Annotated in this window: 13 protein-coding genes; 5 read left to right on the forward strand and 8 right to left on the reverse strand. The window is 63.0% G+C overall.

The window, feature by feature from the left end; translation table 11 throughout:
- Positions 1 to 14 precede the first annotated feature (14 nt).
- The 3 genes from sufC to F758_RS0121255 form a co-directional block, all read right to left on the reverse strand.
- The gene (gene sufC / locus F758_RS0121245) at positions 15 to 767 is read right to left on the reverse strand and encodes a Fe-S cluster assembly ATPase SufC (protein WP_024509765.1); all 753 of its coding nucleotides are present in this window, start codon (positions 765 to 767) and stop codon (positions 15 to 17) included.
- Positions 768 to 839: 72 nt separating this feature from the next.
- A complete protein-coding gene (gene sufB, locus F758_RS0121250) occupies positions 840 to 2,336 on the reverse strand; it encodes a Fe-S cluster assembly protein SufB (protein WP_024509766.1) in 1,497 nt (498 codons plus the stop codon).
- Between the two features lie 84 nt (positions 2,337 to 2,420).
- Complete coding sequence (locus F758_RS0121255; protein ID WP_024509767.1) at positions 2,421 to 3,587, reverse strand: cysteine desulfurase family protein; 1,167 nt, start codon at positions 3,585 to 3,587, stop codon at positions 2,421 to 2,423.
- Between the two features lie 314 nt (positions 3,588 to 3,901).
- Here F758_RS0121255 and F758_RS0121260 point away from each other — a divergent pair, with 314 nt between their 5' ends.
- Together F758_RS0121260 and F758_RS0121265 are read left to right on the forward strand one after the other, a co-directional pair.
- The gene (locus F758_RS0121260; RefSeq protein ID WP_006614822.1) at positions 3,902 to 4,549 is read left to right on the forward strand and encodes an alpha/beta hydrolase; all 648 of its coding nucleotides are present in this window, start codon (positions 3,902 to 3,904) and stop codon (positions 4,547 to 4,549) included.
- A gap of 16 nt (positions 4,550 to 4,565) precedes the next feature.
- Entirely contained in the window at positions 4,566 to 5,078 is a 513-nt protein-coding gene (locus tag F758_RS0121265) for a DUF1697 domain-containing protein (protein WP_024509768.1), read from the forward strand.
- Between the two features lie 18 nt (positions 5,079 to 5,096).
- Here F758_RS0121265 and F758_RS0121270 read toward each other — a convergent pair whose 3' ends face one another.
- The 3 genes from F758_RS0121270 to F758_RS0121280 are packed head-to-tail and all read right to left on the reverse strand — an operon-like array spanning position 5,097 to position 7,273.
- Complete coding sequence (locus F758_RS0121270) at positions 5,097 to 5,426, reverse strand: DMT family transporter (RefSeq protein ID WP_024509769.1); 330 nt, start codon at positions 5,424 to 5,426, stop codon at positions 5,097 to 5,099.
- A 7-nt stretch (positions 5,427 to 5,433) separates the two neighbouring features.
- Positions 5,434 to 6,111 (reverse strand): glutathione S-transferase family protein, encoded by a 678-nt coding sequence (locus F758_RS0121275; protein ID WP_024509770.1) that lies wholly within the window; start codon positions 6,109 to 6,111, stop codon positions 5,434 to 5,436.
- A gap of 58 nt (positions 6,112 to 6,169) precedes the next feature.
- The gene (locus F758_RS0121280) at positions 6,170 to 7,273 is read right to left on the reverse strand and encodes an anhydro-N-acetylmuramic acid kinase (protein WP_024509771.1); all 1,104 of its coding nucleotides are present in this window, start codon (positions 7,271 to 7,273) and stop codon (positions 6,170 to 6,172) included.
- A gap of 161 nt (positions 7,274 to 7,434) precedes the next feature.
- Here F758_RS0121280 and tyrS point away from each other — a divergent pair, with 161 nt between their 5' ends.
- From tyrS to F758_RS0121295, 3 genes are all read left to right on the forward strand, one after another.
- A complete protein-coding gene (tyrS, locus tag F758_RS0121285; RefSeq protein ID WP_024509772.1) occupies positions 7,435 to 8,688 on the forward strand; it encodes a tyrosine--tRNA ligase in 1,254 nt (417 codons plus the stop codon).
- Positions 8,689 to 8,743: 55 nt separating this feature from the next.
- Positions 8,744 to 9,991 carry an MFS transporter gene (locus tag F758_RS0121290; RefSeq protein ID WP_024509773.1) on the forward strand — a complete coding sequence of 416 codons (1,248 nt, stop codon included), beginning with the start codon at positions 8,744 to 8,746 and terminating at the stop codon, positions 9,989 to 9,991.
- 111 nt (positions 9,992 to 10,102) lie between these two features.
- Complete coding sequence (locus tag F758_RS0121295; protein WP_024509774.1) at positions 10,103 to 11,797, forward strand: methyl-accepting chemotaxis protein; 1,695 nt, start codon at positions 10,103 to 10,105, stop codon at positions 11,795 to 11,797.
- Positions 11,798 to 11,908: 111 nt separating this feature from the next.
- On the opposite strand, the gene F758_RS0121300 is transcribed toward F758_RS0121295, so the two are convergent.
- Positions 11,909 to 12,724 (reverse strand): hypothetical protein, encoded by an 816-nt coding sequence (locus F758_RS0121300; protein WP_024509775.1) that lies wholly within the window; start codon positions 12,722 to 12,724, stop codon positions 11,909 to 11,911.
- A 228-nt stretch (positions 12,725 to 12,952) separates the two neighbouring features.
- Positions 12,953 to 16,672: a YhdP family protein gene (locus F758_RS0121310; RefSeq protein ID WP_024509776.1), complete on the reverse strand. Its 3,720-nt coding sequence runs from the start codon at positions 16,670 to 16,672 to the stop codon at positions 12,953 to 12,955.
- Positions 16,673 to 16,698 lie beyond the last annotated feature (26 nt).

A 16,698-nucleotide genomic window follows, 5' to 3' on the forward strand; every position in this document is an offset into this window, starting at 1 on the left:
AAATTCCTTAAGGCTCAGGCCGCATCCTCGAATTGCGCATAGCCGGAAGCTTCGAGCTCAAGCGCGAGCTGCTTGTCGCCGCTCTTCACCACGCGGCCCCTGGACATCACGTGGACGAAGTCCGGGACGATATAGTTCAGCAGCCGCTGGTAGTGAGTGATGACGACCATCGCGCGATCCGGCGAACGCAGCGCATTGACACCGTCGGCAGCAATCCGCAGCGCGTCGATGTCGAGGCCGGAGTCCATCTCGTCGAGAATGCACAGGCTCGGCTCGAATAGCGCCATCTGCAAAACCTCGTTGCGCTTCTTCTCACCGCCGGAGAAGCCGACATTGACGCCACGCTTGAGCATGTCCTGCGGAATGTTCAGCGATTTTGCGACCTCGCGGACCTTTTTCAGGAAGTCCGGCGTCGAATATTCGTCCTCGCCACGGGCCTTGCGCTGCGCGTTCAACGCGGTGCGCAAGAAGTTCATGGTGGCGACGCCGGGAATTTCGACCGGATATTGGAAGGCGAGAAACACGCCCTTGGCGGCGCGCTCGTCGGGCTCCATGGCGAGCAGGTCCTCGCCCTTGAACAGGATCTGACCGTCGGTGACTTCATAGCCGGGCTTGCCGGCGATCACATGCGAGAGCGTGGATTTTCCGGAGCCGTTCGGCCCCATGATCGCGTGCACCTCGCCCGCATTCACGGTGAGGTCGAGCCCGTGGAGGATTTCGCGATCCTCGACCCGGACATGCAAATCTCTGACTTCAAGTAACGCCATTCGTCTTAATCCCTGAAAAATGCCGTCCAGTGTGATGCAAGCCGCGTCGGTCGAGGGCTCGCGGGACGACCATTATCCGACCGATCCTTCGAGCGAGATCGAGATCAGCTTCTGCGCCTCGACCGCGAACTCCATCGGCAACTGCTGCAGTACGTCCTTGACGAAGCCGTTGACAACGAGGCCGACCGCCTCCTCCTCCGACAGGCCGCGTTGCGTGCAGTAGAACAGCACGTCCTCGGAGATCTTCGAGGTCGTCGCCTCGTGCTCGAACGTGGCCGAGGAGTTCTTGGCCTCGATGTAGGGCACGGTGTGCGCACCACATTTGTCGCCGATCAGCAGCGAGTCGCAGGCGGTGAAGTTGCGTGCCCCTGTCGCTTTACGGTGCGCGGTGACAAGACCGCGATAGGTGTTCTGCGACTTCCCGGCGGCGATGCCCTTGGAGATGATCCGGCTCGACGTGTTCTTGCCGAGGTGAAGCATCTTGGTGCCGGAATCGACCTGCTGGAAACCGTTGGAGATCGCGATCGAGTAGAACTCGCCTCGCGAATTGTCGCCGCGCAGAATGCAGCTCGGATATTTCCAGGTGATCGCCGAACCGGTTTCCACCTGCGTCCAGGAGATCTTGGAGTTCCTGCCGCGGCAATCGCCGCGCTTGGTGACGAAATTATAGATGCCGCCCAGCCCTTCCGAATTGCCGGGATACCAGTTCTGCACCGTCGAATATTTGATCTCGGCATCGTCCAGCGCGACCAGCTCGACCACGGCGGCGTGTAGCTGGTTCTCGTCGCGCTGCGGCGCGGTGCAGCCTTCGAGATAAGAGACGTAAGAGCCCTTGTCGGCGATGATCAGGGTGCGCTCGAACTGGCCGGTGTTGCGCTCGTTGATGCGGAAATAGGTCGACAGCTCCATCGGGCAGCGCACACCCGGCGGCACGTAGACGAACGAGCCGTCGGAGAACACCGCCGAGTTCAGGGTGGCGAAGAAGTTGTCCGAGGTTGGCACCACCGAACCCAGATACTTCTGCACGAGTTCAGGATGCTCGCGGATCGCTTCCGAGATCGGCATGAAGATCACGCCGGCCTTCTTCAGCTCTTCCTTGAAGGTGGTCGCCACCGACACCGAGTCGAACACCGCGTCAACCGCGATCTTGCTCTTGACCGGATCGGTCTCGCCGACGCGCGGCTCGATGCCTTCCAGCATCGCCACCTCGCGCAGGGGGATGCCGAGCTTCTCATAAGTCTTGAGAATCTCCGGATCGATCTCGTCGAGCGAGTTGACCTGCTTCTTCGGCTTGGGCGCCGCGTAGTAATAGATCTCTTGGTAGTCGATCTTGGGGTAGTCGACGCGCGCCCAGGTCGGCTCACGCATGGTCAACCAGCGGCGGTAGGCCTCCAGCCGCCACTGCAGCATCCATTCCGGCTCGTTCTTCTTGGCGGAAATGAAGCGGACGGTATCTTCCGAAAGACCCTTTGGGGCCTTCTCGGATTCGATCAGCGTCTCAAACCCATATCGATATTGATCGACGTCGATCCGCCTGACGCGGTCGACCGTCTCCTGTACGGCTGGCATTCCATCCTCCGCTCGCGGTTTCAAGGACCGCGGTGGACTAGTCTCGAAAGACTATTACGATGCTTTCGCGAGGAAATCACCTGCTTAGAAACGTTCAAGCCGTGTTTCGTCGCTCCCTTTAAGTAGGGTACTTGAGAGCTTTCGCCAAGCCTCCAGGCAGCGATCAATATCTGCTTCCGACGTGGACCAGCCCAGACTCAGGCGCACCGCGCCCTGAGCGAATTGTTCAGCAATTCCCATAGCTTGCAGCACATGCGAAGCCTGCACCTTGCCCGAGGAGCAGGCCGAACCGGAGGACACTGCCACGCCGGCGAGGTCAAAACCAATTACCGCGGTTTCCGCTTTCAGCCCTGGTGCCGTAAAAAGTGTCGTGTTGGGCAGCCGGGGCACGTGTTCCGAAAACACCGCCAGCCCCTCGGACTGGCGAAGCCCCCTTTCCAGTCGATTCCGCAAGCCCTGCACCCGTGCCGACTCGGCCTCGCGCGCGGCCATCGCCGCCCTGACGGCGGCGCCGAAACCGGCGATGCCGGCCACGTTCTCGGTCCCGGCCCGGCGCCCCAGTTCCTGGCCACCACCGCGCAAGAGCGGCTCCAGTCCGCTCACGCCCTCCGCCAGCACCAACGCACCCACACCCTTGGGTCCGCCGATCTTGTGTGCAGAGAACGTGGCGAGGTCCGCGTCTATTGCATTGATATCAAAACATATTTTTCCAAGCGCCTGAATCGCGTCGACGTGCAGCAGACCACCGGCGGCATGGACGATTTCGGCCACCTCTCGGACCGGTTGCAGCGCCCCGGTTTCATTGTTGGCCGCCATGATCGAGACCAGCGCCGGCGGGCTTTCGGCAAGAAGCCGCCGCAGGTGATCTAGGTCCACGACGCCGTTCCGCGTTACCGAAATCTTCGTCATTGCGTCGGCCGAAAATCGGCCTCCCGCCAGAACCGAGGCGTGCTCCACGGCGGAAACCAGCAGCCGCTGCACCGGTGCTCCCGTCCCGCGGTGCAGGCCAGGGCTGAGTGCCAGCGCATTCGCCTCCGTTCCGCTGGAGGTGAACACCACGTTTCGCGGCACGGCCCCAACGGCCTTGGCAACGGCCGCCCGGGCGTCCTCCACCAGCCGGCGGGCCTGCCTGCCTTCGGCATGGACCGAAGACGGGTTGCCGGGAAGCCGCCAAGCCGCAGCCATCGCCTCGACCGCCTCCGGCCGAAGCGGCGTTGTCGCGTTCCAGTCGAGGTAGACCCGGTCGGACATTAAGGTGCCATTATACCTAAATAGCTATTGAAAGCCGAGGCGAACGTCTGCCGTGTCCTCGCACCAGATGCAAACTGGTGATCTCGGGCCCCGCCGGCAACCAATAAAACTTCAACGTCTGGAACGCATTGGCGGATGTTCAAGATGCTTGCTTTTTGCCCCTCGCCTTATGTTAGAACGCCGCCTCCGGTTCACAAAAGCGTCGTCCGCGCATCGCCCGACGCCCGATCAACCACTTTCACTGCGAGGTTTCGTCTGCGGGGACCAGATGAAGCAAGCACGAAGTTGGCTGACCTTCACCCAAGGGTTCACTGATGCCTGAAGTTATTTTCAACGGCCCGGCTGGCCGCCTTGAAGGCCGTTACCACCCGGCCAAGCAGAAGAACGCGCCGATCGCGATGATCCTGCATCCGCATCCGCAGTTCCATGGCACGATGAATCACCAGATCGTCTACCAGTGCTATTACGCCTTTGCGCATCGCGGCTTCTCGGTGCTGCGTTTCAACTTCCGCGGGGTCGGCCGCAGCCAGGGTTCCTTTGACCACGGCACCGGCGAGCTGTCGGACGCTGCCTCCGCGCTCGACTGGGCGCAGACGATCAATCCCGAGGCGCGGGCTTGCTGGGTCGCCGGCTTCTCCTTCGGCGCTTGGATTGGCATGCAGCTTCTGATGCGCCGCCCCGAGGTCGAAGGTTTTATTTCGATCGCGCCGCCCGCCAATCTCTATGACTTCTCCTTCCTCGCCCCCTGCCCCTCGTCGGGCCTGATCGTGCACGGCGAGAAGGATGCGGTGGTCCCGCCGAAGGATGTCAACACGCTGGTCGAGAAGCTGAAGACACAGAAGGGCATCGTGATCGACCAGCAGGTCATCCCAGGCGCCAATCACTTCTTCGACGGCAAGCTCGAGCCGCTGATGGAGACGATCACGGCCTATCTCGACATGCGGCTCGCCAACGTGCGTTGACGCGCGAGGTTCGGCGATGGGTGCGTTCATCGGCCTACTGCGTGCCGTCAATGTCGGCGGCACCGGCAAATTGCCGATGAGCGAACTCAAGGCCATGTGCGAAGAACTCGGCTTCGCCGCCGTGCGCACCTATATCGCGAGCGGCAATGTCGTGTTCGAAACCCGCAAGTCGGAAGCCGCGATCAAGGCCGCGCTTGAGAAGCGGCTCGAAACCTACGCCGGCAAGCCCGTCGGCGTGCTGGTGCGCAGCGGTGCGGAGATGGCGCGGGTCGCCGCCGACAATCCATTTCCGAAGGCCAAGCCAAACTACACGGTCGCCATCTTCCTCGATCATGCGCCGCCGGCCGATGCGCTCGCAAGTGTGCGCGGGCGGCAGGATGAAGAGATCCGCCTCGGACTCCGCGAGATCTACGTCCATTATCCGCAAGGTATGGGAAGATCGAAGCTCGCCATTGCCGCGGCAGAGACGGGTACCGCGCGCAACATGAACACGGTTGCCACCTTGGCCCGCATGGCCGGCGGTTCATAGGCCGAGCATCAGGCACGGCTATCCCGGGGCAAGCTTCAACGCGACGATGCCGATCATCACGAGCCCGATCCCTGCGACCTTGGTGAGACTCAGCGCCTCGCCAAACAGCAACACGCCCATGACCACGGTCCCGACCGCACCGATCCCGGTCCAAACCGCGTAGGCAAGCCCAAGGTCCAGCGCCTGCAGGGCTCGCCCAAGCAGGAAGACGAATGCCGCAAGTAGAGCGAGCGAGATCAGGCTCCAGCCCATTCGCGTGTAGCCCTCGGCATACTTCATCGAGATAGCCCAGCCGATATCGAGAAGCCCCGCGAGTATCAGTGCCATCCAGGCAAGCGAACTCGACATGACGCCATCACGCGGCAAGCTTCAACAGATGCGCGTCGTGACGGAGCAGAAAGTCGCGCAGCAATTTCGCATAATCGGATCCGACGGCGGAGCGAACGCTCGGCCGGCGCGCGAGCTCAACGCGCCAGCGACGGACTTTCGGCGTTTCATCGAAGACACTGAGGTCAACGATTTCATCGAACACATCGAAGTAGCGAAATATCGGCGCAAACACCGCATCCACGAGGCTGAAACTTTCGCCTGCGAAAAACGGGCCCAAGCCCAACGCCCCTTCGACGCGCGCAAACTTCGCGGCAATCGCCGCCCGCTTATTCGCGAACGTCGCGGGATCCGTGGTGGTCTCGAGTCCCCACAGGTCTGCCAGGATGGCGGAGCCGAATTCCATCCAGGCGCGGTGCTGGGCGCGCGTCAGCGCATCCTGCGGATGCAGCCTGGTTCCCTGCTGGCTATCCTCGATGTACTCGCAAATGACGTTGCTCTCGAACAGCGCCACCTCACCATCATCCGAGGCGACGACGAGCACGGGGACTTTGCCGAGCGGGGAAATATTGAGAAACCACTCCGGCTTCTCGGCGAGATCGATATCGATCCGCTCGAACGGCACACCCTTCTCGGACAGCGCGATCACCGCGCGCTGGACGTAGGGACAAAGTTTGTGACTGATCAGCTTCAGCGGGGCAGCCATCCCGAACCTCGCAGTTTTCATGCATTCGCATCTAATTACATGCAAATGCATTAACCTGTCAAGGTCGCGCAATCACCCCACCGGTCATCGGCATTGGCACACCCGTGGTCGCTGGATAGCTTAGCGGCAGGCCCTTCAATCCCCGGACGGCGAGGAAGCCGAAGGCTTGCGCTTCGATCGCATCCGCCGACCAGCCGAGCGCATTGGCGGCTTCGACGCGCGCCGGCGCGAGGCGTTCGCGCAGCATCCGCATCATGGTGAGATTGCGTGCGCCGCCGCCGGAGATGATCCAACCTTGCGGCGGCTTCGGCAGCAGCGGCACGATCCGCGCGATCGCCGCCGCGGTGAGCCCGGTCAGCGTGGCAGCGCCATCGGCCGGTGCCATCTCGCCCAGCTTGAAATGCGCGAAATCGTTGCGATCGAGCGATTTCGGCGGCCGCCTGGCAAAGAACGGATGATCAAGCACCCGTGCAATCCAGGTCTCATCCGCCGTTCCTTGCGCCGCCATCCGGCCGTCGCAATCAAAGCTCTGCCCGGTCGTCCGCTGCATGAAATCGTCGAGCAGCGCATTGCCGGGCCCGGTGTCGCAGGCGATCAGCGTATCGGCGCCATCGATATAGGTAATATTGGAAACGCCGCCGATATTCACCACAACGATCGGCCCTTGTCGTTCCAGCGACTGCACCAGCGCGCGGTGATAGACCGGCACGAATGGCGCGCCCTGCCCCCCGGCCGCGACATCGGCCGCACGGAAATCAGACATCACCGGGATATGGATGGCTTTGGCCAGCGCCGCAGCGTCGCCGATCTGCACGGTCAGCTTGCGTTCGGGCCGGTGCAGCACGGTCTGGCCATGGAAGCCGACAATGTCGATCTCCTCGGGCGCAATCCGGTGCTGGGCGGTAAAGGTCTTCACCGCTTCCGCATGGGCCAAGGTGACGACACGTTCGGCCTCGGACAGCACACCAGGCCGCGCATCGCGCTCAGCCAGGTGAACGGCCCCTGCGAGCGCCTCCCGCAGCAGCTTTCGCTCCGGATCGGTATAAGCCCGGTAGCCGGAAGGCCCGAAGGCCTGGATCCGTCTGCCGTCGGTCTCGATCATGGCGACGTCCACCCCGTCGAGCGAGGTGCCGCTCATCAGACCGATCGCCGTCAACATCATGCTTTAGCGAGCCTCACGAGTCCTACCCCGGACGCCCAGCTTGTGCCAAACGGGCACATCTTATAATGCCACAGCGCCTGCAGACGCGGCAGCCTGTCCGGTCACGGTTCCGCAATTTGCTGCAACTACCGTAAAACAAGAATGATCAGAGTCCCAGACAAATGACTGCTTTTAAATCTGATTTTCTGAATGTGCTGCAGGACCGCGGCTTCATTCATCAGATTTCGGACCCCGAATCGCTGGATGCGCTGGCCGCCAGGCGCGAGCTCGTCGCCTATATCGGCTTCGACTGCACCGCGCCCTCGCTCCATGTCGGCTCGATGGTGCAGATCATGTGCCTCTACTGGTTGCAGCAGACCGGCAACAAGCCGATCGCCCTGATGGGCGGCGGCACCACGCGCGTCGGCGATCCCTCCGGCAAGGATGAGACCCGCAAGATTCTGTCCATCGAGGAGATCGAGCGCAACAAGGATGGCATCAAGCAGGTCTTCTCGCATTTCTTGCGCTTCGGCGAGGGCAAGAGTGACGCGATCATGCCCGACAACGCGGAATGGCTGACCAAGCTGAACTGGATCGAAATGTTGCGCGACATCGGCCGGCATTTCTCGGTCAACCGCATGTTGGCGATGGATTCGGTCAAGCTCCGGCTCGAGCGCGATCAGGAGATGAGCTTCATCGAGTTCAACTACATGATCCTGCAGGCCTACGATTATGTCGTGCTCAACCAGCGCTACGATTGTCGGCTGCAAATGGGTGGTTCCGACCAGTGGGGCAACATCGTCAACGGCATCGATCTCGGACGCCGTTTGGGTACGCCGCAACTGCATGCGCTGACCACCCCTCTGATCACGACCGCGTCGGGCGAGAAGATGGGCAAGACCGCGAGCGGCGCGGTGTGGCTCAACGCCGACATGAAGAGCCCGTACGAATACTGGCAGTTCTGGCGCAACACCGAAGATGCCGATGTCGAGCGCTTCCTCAAACTGTTCACCACGCTGCCGCTCGGCGAGATCGAGAAACTCGCCGCGCTGAAGGGCGCCGAGATCAACGATGCCAAGAAGGCGCTTGCGGATGCCGCGACGACCTTGCTCCATGGGCCGGAGGCCGCGCGGCAAGCTGCGGAAACGGCGCGACGGACATTTGAGGAAGGCGCGATCGCGGAAAATCTGCCGACGGTGGAAATTCCGCAAAGCGAACTTCAGGCGGGGTTCGGGGTGCTGGCTGCGTTCGTGAAGGCGGGCCTCGTCACCTCAAACGGCGAAGCGCGGCGGCAGATCAAAGGCGGCGGCCTGCGCGTCAACGACGCGCCCGTTACCGACGAGCGCATGATGCTGACATCGGCGAATCTCGCGCCGGAGGGCGTGATCAAGCTTTCGCTCGGCAGGAAGCGCCACGTCCTGCTCAGGCCTGCATAGGCGTATTCGCGAAACGCGCTTGCTCAAGCGCACCAAAGCGCGCTCCCTGTCACCAATGGATCAGAACGCGCCGCGGGAGGACATCTTGACTGCGCCGGCCAAGCCGGCGCGCGTAGCGCTCGTTGTCCTCGCACTGTGCTTTGCGCTCTCCGTGCTTGGCCGCGGCCTCGGCGAGAGCTTCACGGTCTTTCTCAAGCCAATCTCGGAAAGCTTTGGCTGGGACCGCGCCGAAGTGGTCTCGGTCTATTCACTGTGCGCTCTGGCTGGCGGCCTGGCGGCGCCCTTGATCGGACGGCTATTCGACCGGTCGGGACCGCGCACGGTCTATACGCTGGGGCTCGCGCTGCTCGGCGGCGCGTTCCTGTCTGCCGCCTTCGCCACTCATCTTTGGCAGTTCCAACTCAGTGTCGGGCTGTGCGTCGGCATCGGCATCGCCTTCATCGGCAATGTGCCCAACTCTATCCTGCTCGGCCGCTGGTTCGGTCCCAAATTGCCGACCGCGATGGCGGTGGTCTATTCCGCGACCGGCGCGGGCGTGCTGATCCTGCTGCCCGCCTCGCAGCTCCTGATCGATCGCTTCGGCTGGCGTGGCGCCTATGAGATTTTTGGCGCGCTCGTGCTCATCCTGCTCATTCCGTTGCTGCTGTTGCCGTGGCGGCTATTTTCCCGCGGCTCGCCGCATGTGGTCAAGAAAGCTGCCGAGAGTTTTGAAGGCGAAGGCTGGACGCTCGCGAGCGCGATGCGCCATCACGCTTTCTGGGCGTTGTTCGCGACGTTCTTCTTCACCGCGATCGGCATGTACGCCATCGCCCCACAGGTGGTGGCCTATCTGGTTGAAGCCGGCTTCCCGCCGCTGCAGGCAGCGACCGCCTGGGGCTTTTCCGGCGTCGTATTGCTGTTCGGAATGTTGGGTGTCTCCTCGCTGGATGGGCTGATCGGCCGCAGACCATCGGTGCTGTTCAGCTACGCGCTGTCCATCATCGGCATCGTGATGCTGTGGGCGCTGCAATGGTACCCGAACTTCTGGTTGCTCACCGGCTTTGTCGTCTGCTTCGGCAGTATGATCGGTTCGCGCGGCCCGCTGCTCTCGGCTACAGCGATGAAGATCTTTCGCGGCAATCGGGTCGGCACGATCTATGGCAGCATCTCCATCGGCAGCGGGTTAGGCTCGGCGGTCGGCTCCTGGAGCGGCGGCCTGATCCACGACCTCACCCATAGCTACAATCCGCTGATTGTATTTGCCCTGATCGCTGTGGTGCTTGGGATGATTCCCTTCTTGGTTGTACCCGCCCTGCGGCACTAAGCCTCGTCTTTGCAATCGCATAGCCTCATGCCGATTTGTCCCGCCTCTATTCACCATTGGTAAGGTGCTTGCTGGTATCGCGGTGGTGACAATCCCCTAGAAGAGGCCGCGATGATGCTGCTCAGCCGATTGAAGATCCGCACCAAACTCGCAAGCATCCTCATTCTCGCAGCCTTGACAGTCTTCGCGATCGTCGCGTTATCGGCCTGGCTCAGCAAAGAACGCATGCTGGAAGATCGCGTCGCGCAGATGCGCACCGCGGTCGACCTGATGACCGGCATGGCGCAGACGCTGCAGGACGAGGTCGCCGCAGGCAAAATGACGCTTGCCGAAGCGAAGAACCAATTCCGTCTGCGCGGGCGGCGGATGACCTTCAACAACGGCCAGGGCTACGCCATCGTCTACAATGCCGATACGACGAGCCTCTTGAACATCGCCAACCCTCAGGTTGAGGGCCGCGCGTCCGGCGCAAAGGACGCCACGGGCCTTGTCATTGCCGATATCCAGATGACGGCCGCGCGCGAACGACCCGAAGGCGGCGTCGCGAGCTATACGTTCCCGCGCCCTGGTCAGACGGTCGCAGTTCGCAAGATGGCTTACGCCCGCCGCTTCGAGCCGTGGGACATCTATGTGACCTATGGCCTCTACGTCGACGACATCGATGCGGACGTGAACTCATTGATGCTGCGTCTCGGCGTCATCGGCGGCGGTCTCACCTTGCTGCTTGGACTGTTGTCCTGGCTGATTTCGAACGATGTCGCGGGAGCGCTGGGCCGCCTGAAGGACAGGATGCAGGCCATTGCCGGCGGCGCGCTGGATCAGCCGGTCGAGGAGACCGAGCGCGGCGACGAAGTCGGACGCATGGCGGAAACATTGGAAGTGCTGCGCCAGACTGCCATGACGGCGCGCACGCTGGAAGCCGAGCAGGTCGCGACCAAGCAGCGCAGCGAAAAAGAGAAGCGCGACGCCTTGATCGCGCTTGCCGATCGGTTCGACGCATCGGTGGGTCAGCTCGTCGGGCTGATGGCGTCCGGATCACACGAGCTGGAAGCGACCGCGCAATCCATGACGTCGACGGCGGAACACACTAATCATCGCGCCTCCGTGGTCAGCTCGGCCGCCACCGAGGCCAGCACGCGGGTGCAGACGGTCGCCGCGGCCGCCGAGGAATTGTCCTCGTCCATCACCGAGATCAGCCGTCAGGTCGCGCAATCCGCCGCCATCACCAACCGTGCCGTCGAAAGCGCGCGCCGCACCGACACCATCGTGCGGGCGCTTGCGGATGGCGCCAAGCAGATCGAGCATGTCGCCGAGCTGATTTCCAGCATCGCCGAGCAGACCAATCTGCTAGCGCTGAATGCCACCATCGAAGCCGCGCGCGCTGGCGAGGCCGGCCGGGGTTTTGCGGTCGTCGCGGCCGAAGTGAAGACGCTGGCAAGCCAGACGGCAGACGCCACCAAGGAGATCGGCACCCGCATCAGCCAGATCCAGGGTGCCACCAAGGAAGCGGTCGAGGCCATCGGCGGCATCACCGCGACCATCGAGGAAGTCAGCGTCATCGCAACCGCGATCGGCTCCGCGATCGAGCAACAGGGTGCGGCGACTTCGGAGATCGCGCGCAACGTGACGCAGACGGCGCAGGCGACCAAGGACGTGACGAGCAACATCGGCGGCGTCAGCAGCGCCGCCAACGAAACCGGCAATGCCGCCGGCCTTGTGCTCGCCGCCGCCTCCAACCTCTCCAAGCAGGCCGAACAACTGTCCGGCGAGGTCAGCACGTTCCTCGCCGGAGTGCGCGCGGCATAGAGCATGATCCCGACCCGAAGGGTCGCCTCAGCGCAAGGGAAGCCGGTTTTCCTTGCGACAACTGCGAGGCGTTTGCGCGGAGATCGTGCTCTACAAAACCCCCTGACGCGCTCATTGCCATGTGCCCATGCGGTCGCCGGAAGCGGCGGCCGCCCATGCGCTCACCGCTCCGAGCAAGGTGGCGGCGGCGATCGAAAACGCCAGGATGATCGTGCTGCGGCGCGAATGCGCAATGGCTGTTCTTGAAGCGGCAATAGCCTGATCGACCCGCCGTTCGGCGTCGCCTGCCGAGAGTCCCGTCGTAGTGGCGACCTGCTGGATGAGATGGGTGCGGTCATCGCCGTTCACGCCGTTATGGCTCGACGACGTCATAAGTATCCGGCCCGCTTCTGCTCGCTCGGCGCCCATAGCCACATTTGTCGTCGGCCGCGGCGCGCGGAACAGCCGGTCCAGCTCGTAGCTCAGCAGCGGTTCGGCCGAGGTCGTGTCTTTGGCGGTCAACGCCGATGACGAGCCATGTACGGTCGCCGCGCCGATCACCGCCGTCAGCGCCGCGCCGAGGAGGACGGCGAGCGCCCACGCCGCGAGGCCATGAAAGCCGTCGCGCGTTTCGGCCTCCGGCGTGCCGGCCACGTCATAGCGGCGGCGGAGATGGCCCGCGATGTAGCCGCCAATACCGAAACTGACGATGGCCTGCAGGATCAGGTAGAGGCCCGACAGAAGCGATAGCGCGGCCGATGCATCGCGCCACGTCGGCGACGTCGAGCTTACGCCGAGTCCGATCGTGACGCCGAACATCACCAGGATGAAGGAAAATGCTGCGGCTGCAAAAGCGCCCGCAACTACGGGCGTCCAGTGCAGATAGGCCTTGTCGTCGGGAAGCGTGAGCGCTTCGTCTTCGACAAGCGTGCCGGCTTCGATTGTCATGTGCGAAGCCCTTTAGCGCAAACCGAAAAACGAAAGTATGGCCATGATCACGACGATCAGGCCGATGAGATAGATCAATTGATTCATTTGACCCTCCTCCAGTCCTCTCCGGCCTGATAATCGCAAGTTGTTCGGAAGGTTCCTGTCGGAAGCAATGCGATGCCGCGCTGCGGCGGCCGGTTCCGAAGGAATGGGAAGGATTTAGATCATCGCGCGAGCGATCGCCGATCAGTTGTTCGGCGGGAGCTCGATCGAGTTCTGCTGCTTGCCGGTGTTGAATTCCATGATCTTGCGCGTCACGCCCGGAAAGATCGCCGAGATCGGGTTGATGCGTACCACCGGCGCGCCCGGCGTGCCGACGACCTCATAGGTGACGCCGAACAGCCCCTCATTGCTGCCGCCGCCGAGAAAGAGACCGAGCACCGGAATCTGACCGAACATGTTGTTCAGCCCATAGAGTGGCACGAACGTGCCGCTCATACGGACCTGATTGGCGACGTAGTCGATGCTGCCTTCGATGGTTGCACCCACCGTCGGCCCCTTTACCACGCCTTCGCGCACGCTGAGCTGTCCGTTGTGTCGCGTAAACTCCGCACGCAGCCGCGAGAACGACACGCCGTTCTGCACGCCGGGACCGCCGGCCACGACGCGATCAAGCGCGGCCTCACCCTTCACCGTGAAGTCGCGAACATTCATCAGGCCTTCCCTGGCGGATGGTTCGACCGTCGGCGGATCCATGGCCAGCGCGAGCTGCCCACCGATCATCTTGGAATAGACGTCGCTGAAGCGGAAGAAGGCGCCGGCATCGTTGGTCTCGAGGTAGATGACGTCGCGTCCAACGCCCTGCCCACGCGGCTTCAGCTCGGCGCTCAAAGGAGTGTCGCGGCCGATCTTGCCGCTCAGCGCAAAACTCTTGATCAGACCGTTCCGCCGGGAGAACTTCAGGTCGATGTTGCGCATCGCCTCGCCGTTATAGCCTGCAACCGCACCGAGCTTGAGATCGACGTCAAGGTCGATGCTCTTGAGCTTGCTCTTGCTCTCTTCCTTGGTCGTGCCCGAGATCGCCGATTTCAGGAAGCCGCGGCCATCGAATACATCGCCGCGCATGGTCACCTTCACGACGCCGTCCGGACCGCGCTCGGCGCGCAGCGAGGTCTTGTCGCCCTCGGAGGGCGAATAGGTCGGGAAGTTGGCGTTCACCAGATCGCCGTTCTGGTCCACTTCCAGCGATCCCTTGATCGAGGCGCCACCGGCTGCGATCTCGATGTCCTCGAAACGAGTCGATTGGGACTTCGGGATCACGTTGAAGGTGGCCTTGCCGGATTTTCCGGTCGCCTTGACCCAGCCCGGCAGCACGTTGTCGAGTTTCAGCGCAGTGAGATCGGCCTCAACCGCGAGCTTGCTGTCATGGTCGGGACCGCCGATCTTGCCTGTCAGCTTGATCGGGACGGCGCCGCTCACACCAGGACCGAGGTCGAGACCCAGCCGCGTGCGGCTCGCATCATCCAACGTCGCCTGCAATTTGATATCTGCGTCGCCGTCGATCGGCTTGCGGTAGTCCAGCGTCGCCGCCTGGCCGTTGATCTTGACGTCGCCCTTGACCTGATAGCCCTGGTTGTTGGCGACGATCTTCAGTGTGTTGGCCTCCAGCTTCTGGCCCATCACCAGCTTGTCGGCGGCAAATCCGTTCAAATCGGCGCTCACGGCATAGGTCGTGTCGTCGGCCGTCAGTTCACCCTTCACCGGCATGCCTAAATTGATGAGCGCGGAGAACGTTCCCTTGCTGGCATTCGGATCTACCTGTGTTGCGGACAGGTCGCTGAGCCGATCGGAGGCGAGAATCTCGGCCGCAGCAGGAACCGGTCCGTCTACCTTCATTCTGACTCGCGCCGGCGGCGGCTTCGGATGCGTGTCGGGGACCTCGAAGACAAAATCAGAAATGTTGATCCTTCGGCCGCCCGGCGTGTCGGCGCTCGCCTGTCCGATCGTCACGGTCGCTGTGCGGCCGGTCACACGCGCCTTCAAATCGGCATCATGCACCGACGGCAACCCGTCCACCGGATGTACGGTCACGCCGCTCGCCACGATGTTGATGGAGAGGCCGTCGTCGGGAATCGGCGGCCCCTTGCGTGGCAGGTTTTTCACCAAGGTGTTGACGCCGATCTCGATGCGCTGAACCGAGCCGCGCTCGATGCGCTCGATCACCCATTCGCGCACCTCCGGCACGATCAGCGCCGGCCAGATGCGCTTCAAGGCGGAAGCCGACATCGGCGTCGCGGCGAAGCCGAGCTTGAGCAGCGGCTCGCCGGAATAGTCGATACTGCCGCTGCCGGCGATGCCGATCTCCCCGTTGCTGAGATCGGCCTGGGTCAGCAACACCTGCTTCCTTTCGGTATCGAAGCGAAATCCGATCGAGATGCGGTTGAAGATCAGCGGCGGTTCGCTGTCGATACCGCCGAGCAGGATGGTGCCGCCGGAAAGGCCGAGCTGCCAGTCGTTGTCGTTGCCGTTGGGCGGCTCCAGATGCGCCAAAAGGGTAATCCGGTTCTCGCCGGCAACGATCTTGAGCGGTGCGACCAGCACGCGCCGCCCGGCGTCCCACTCGACGCTCATTTCCGCCGAGTCGATCGCCATCGGATAATCGGGCGTGTCGGTGTCGATGATGGTGCCGCTGCCGACGACGATCTTGCCCCGGAAATAGGTCGGCAGGCCATCTCGTCCCAGTTCGCCCTTCAGCTCGCCGCTGAGCGGCAAGTCCGCGTTGTAGGTCAGGTCTTTCAGGCGCAGCGCCAGAAGGATGTTGCTGGTCGAGACCTTGTCGGCGCGGATGTCGACGCTGCGCACACCATTCTCGGCAGCGCCGACGGTGACACCCAGCGACCATGGATGCGCGCCCCCCTCGCCGAGGCTGAGGGCCACGCCACCACCGCTTGGCCGCCGCAGGCTCAGGCTGATGTTCTCGAAATTCCACTTGTTGCCGCGCTGCTGGTCGTCGACCACCAGGCTGCCGTTCTTCAAGCCAATCTCGTTGAGGTTTTGGCCGTCCAGCCCCGTGAGGCTGAGGCTGTCGAGCCAATCGAGGCCGGCGAGCAAACCGCTATTGCTTGAGGGCGCGGCGGCCGATGGTGGGGGCGACGATGCCGCGGGCGCCGGAGTGCCGGTGGGCGGCGCGGCGAGAGATGAAGATGGCTGCACCGCCAATCCCGCCCCGTCTTTGGGCCGCGCTGTAACGCCGGTCGCGAGCGGCTTTGCAGTGTCGCCGGCAGAGACGGTGACATAACCATCCGGCGTGATGCGCACCGAAAGCACGGCATCGACCAGATTGAGGCTCTCGGCGCGAAGTTGCCCCATCAGCAGCGCTGCGCCGGACAACTTGACCTCCGCTTTCGGCGCGCTCGCCACGACCGCATGGTCGCGATCGCGGACGATGATATCGCGGATTCGCACGGCGATCCGTACCCGTCCCGCCCGCTCGATCTGCGTGCCGCCGACTTCGACCGTGTTGCCGTTGCCGATATTGTCCTCGATCGCCGCAGCAAGCCACGGCGTCGCCATGTCGAGATTGATCGGTCCCGCCCCGAGCCGCCACCACAGGGCGCCGAAGCATCCGGCAAAAATGACGATCAGCGACGCGATGGTGATCGCGAGCCGTCGCACCCAACGTTCGCCGGCAAGCCAGCGCCGGACTGCAGCCAGACGGTGGAACCCCGGGCGGGAACGGGACAGCAGCCGCCGCGCACGGTGGCCGGCTGCCTCCTCGTGCTCCTGATTCCAATCCTGCTCGTCCCAATGCACCTGTTGCACGGCAGCGGCAGGCGGACTGGAGCCTTGGTGAGGCCCCTGGGGCGACGTATTCCTTGCCATTGCCTCTCGGTAGCGGCGTTCACTGGAGGATTGATCGCCGGCACGGCACCCGTCGACAGGTAACGAGCGCTCCTGTGCCGGCATGGCCGCCAATCCTCGATTAATCCGGT

Source organism: Bradyrhizobium sp. ARR65 (assembly GCF_000472385.1).
Lineage (GTDB): Bacteria > Pseudomonadota > Alphaproteobacteria > Rhizobiales > Xanthobacteraceae > Bradyrhizobium.

Excerpts from the sequence above, each read along its gene's own strand:
- sufC (WP_024509765.1), bottom strand. The coding sequence starts at position 767 with ATGGCGTTACTTGAAGTCAGAGATTTGCATGTCCGGGTCGAGGATCGC.
- sufB (WP_024509766.1), bottom strand. The coding sequence starts at position 2,336 with ATGCCAGCCGTACAGGAGACGGTCGACCGCGTCAGGCGGATCGACGTC.
- F758_RS0121255 (WP_024509767.1), bottom strand. The coding sequence starts at position 3,587 with ATGTCCGACCGGGTCTACCTCGACTGGAACGCGACAACGCCGCTTCGG.
- F758_RS0121260 (WP_006614822.1), top strand. The coding sequence starts at position 3,902 with ATGCCTGAAGTTATTTTCAACGGCCCGGCTGGCCGCCTTGAAGGCCGT.
- F758_RS0121265 (WP_024509768.1), top strand. The coding sequence starts at position 4,566 with ATGGGTGCGTTCATCGGCCTACTGCGTGCCGTCAATGTCGGCGGCACC.
- F758_RS0121270 (WP_024509769.1), bottom strand. The coding sequence starts at position 5,426 with ATGTCGAGTTCGCTTGCCTGGATGGCACTGATACTCGCGGGGCTTCTC.
- F758_RS0121275 (WP_024509770.1), bottom strand. The coding sequence starts at position 6,111 with ATGGCTGCCCCGCTGAAGCTGATCAGTCACAAACTTTGTCCCTACGTC.
- F758_RS0121280 (WP_024509771.1), bottom strand. The coding sequence starts at position 7,273 with ATGATGTTGACGGCGATCGGTCTGATGAGCGGCACCTCGCTCGACGGG.
- tyrS (WP_024509772.1), top strand. The coding sequence starts at position 7,435 with ATGACTGCTTTTAAATCTGATTTTCTGAATGTGCTGCAGGACCGCGGC.
- F758_RS0121290 (WP_024509773.1), top strand. The coding sequence starts at position 8,744 with ATGGATCAGAACGCGCCGCGGGAGGACATCTTGACTGCGCCGGCCAAG.
- F758_RS0121295 (WP_024509774.1), top strand. The coding sequence starts at position 10,103 with ATGATGCTGCTCAGCCGATTGAAGATCCGCACCAAACTCGCAAGCATC.
- F758_RS0121300 (WP_024509775.1), bottom strand. The coding sequence starts at position 12,724 with ATGACAATCGAAGCCGGCACGCTTGTCGAAGACGAAGCGCTCACGCTT.
- F758_RS0121310 (WP_024509776.1), bottom strand. The coding sequence starts at position 16,672 with ATGCCGGCACAGGAGCGCTCGTTACCTGTCGACGGGTGCCGTGCCGGC.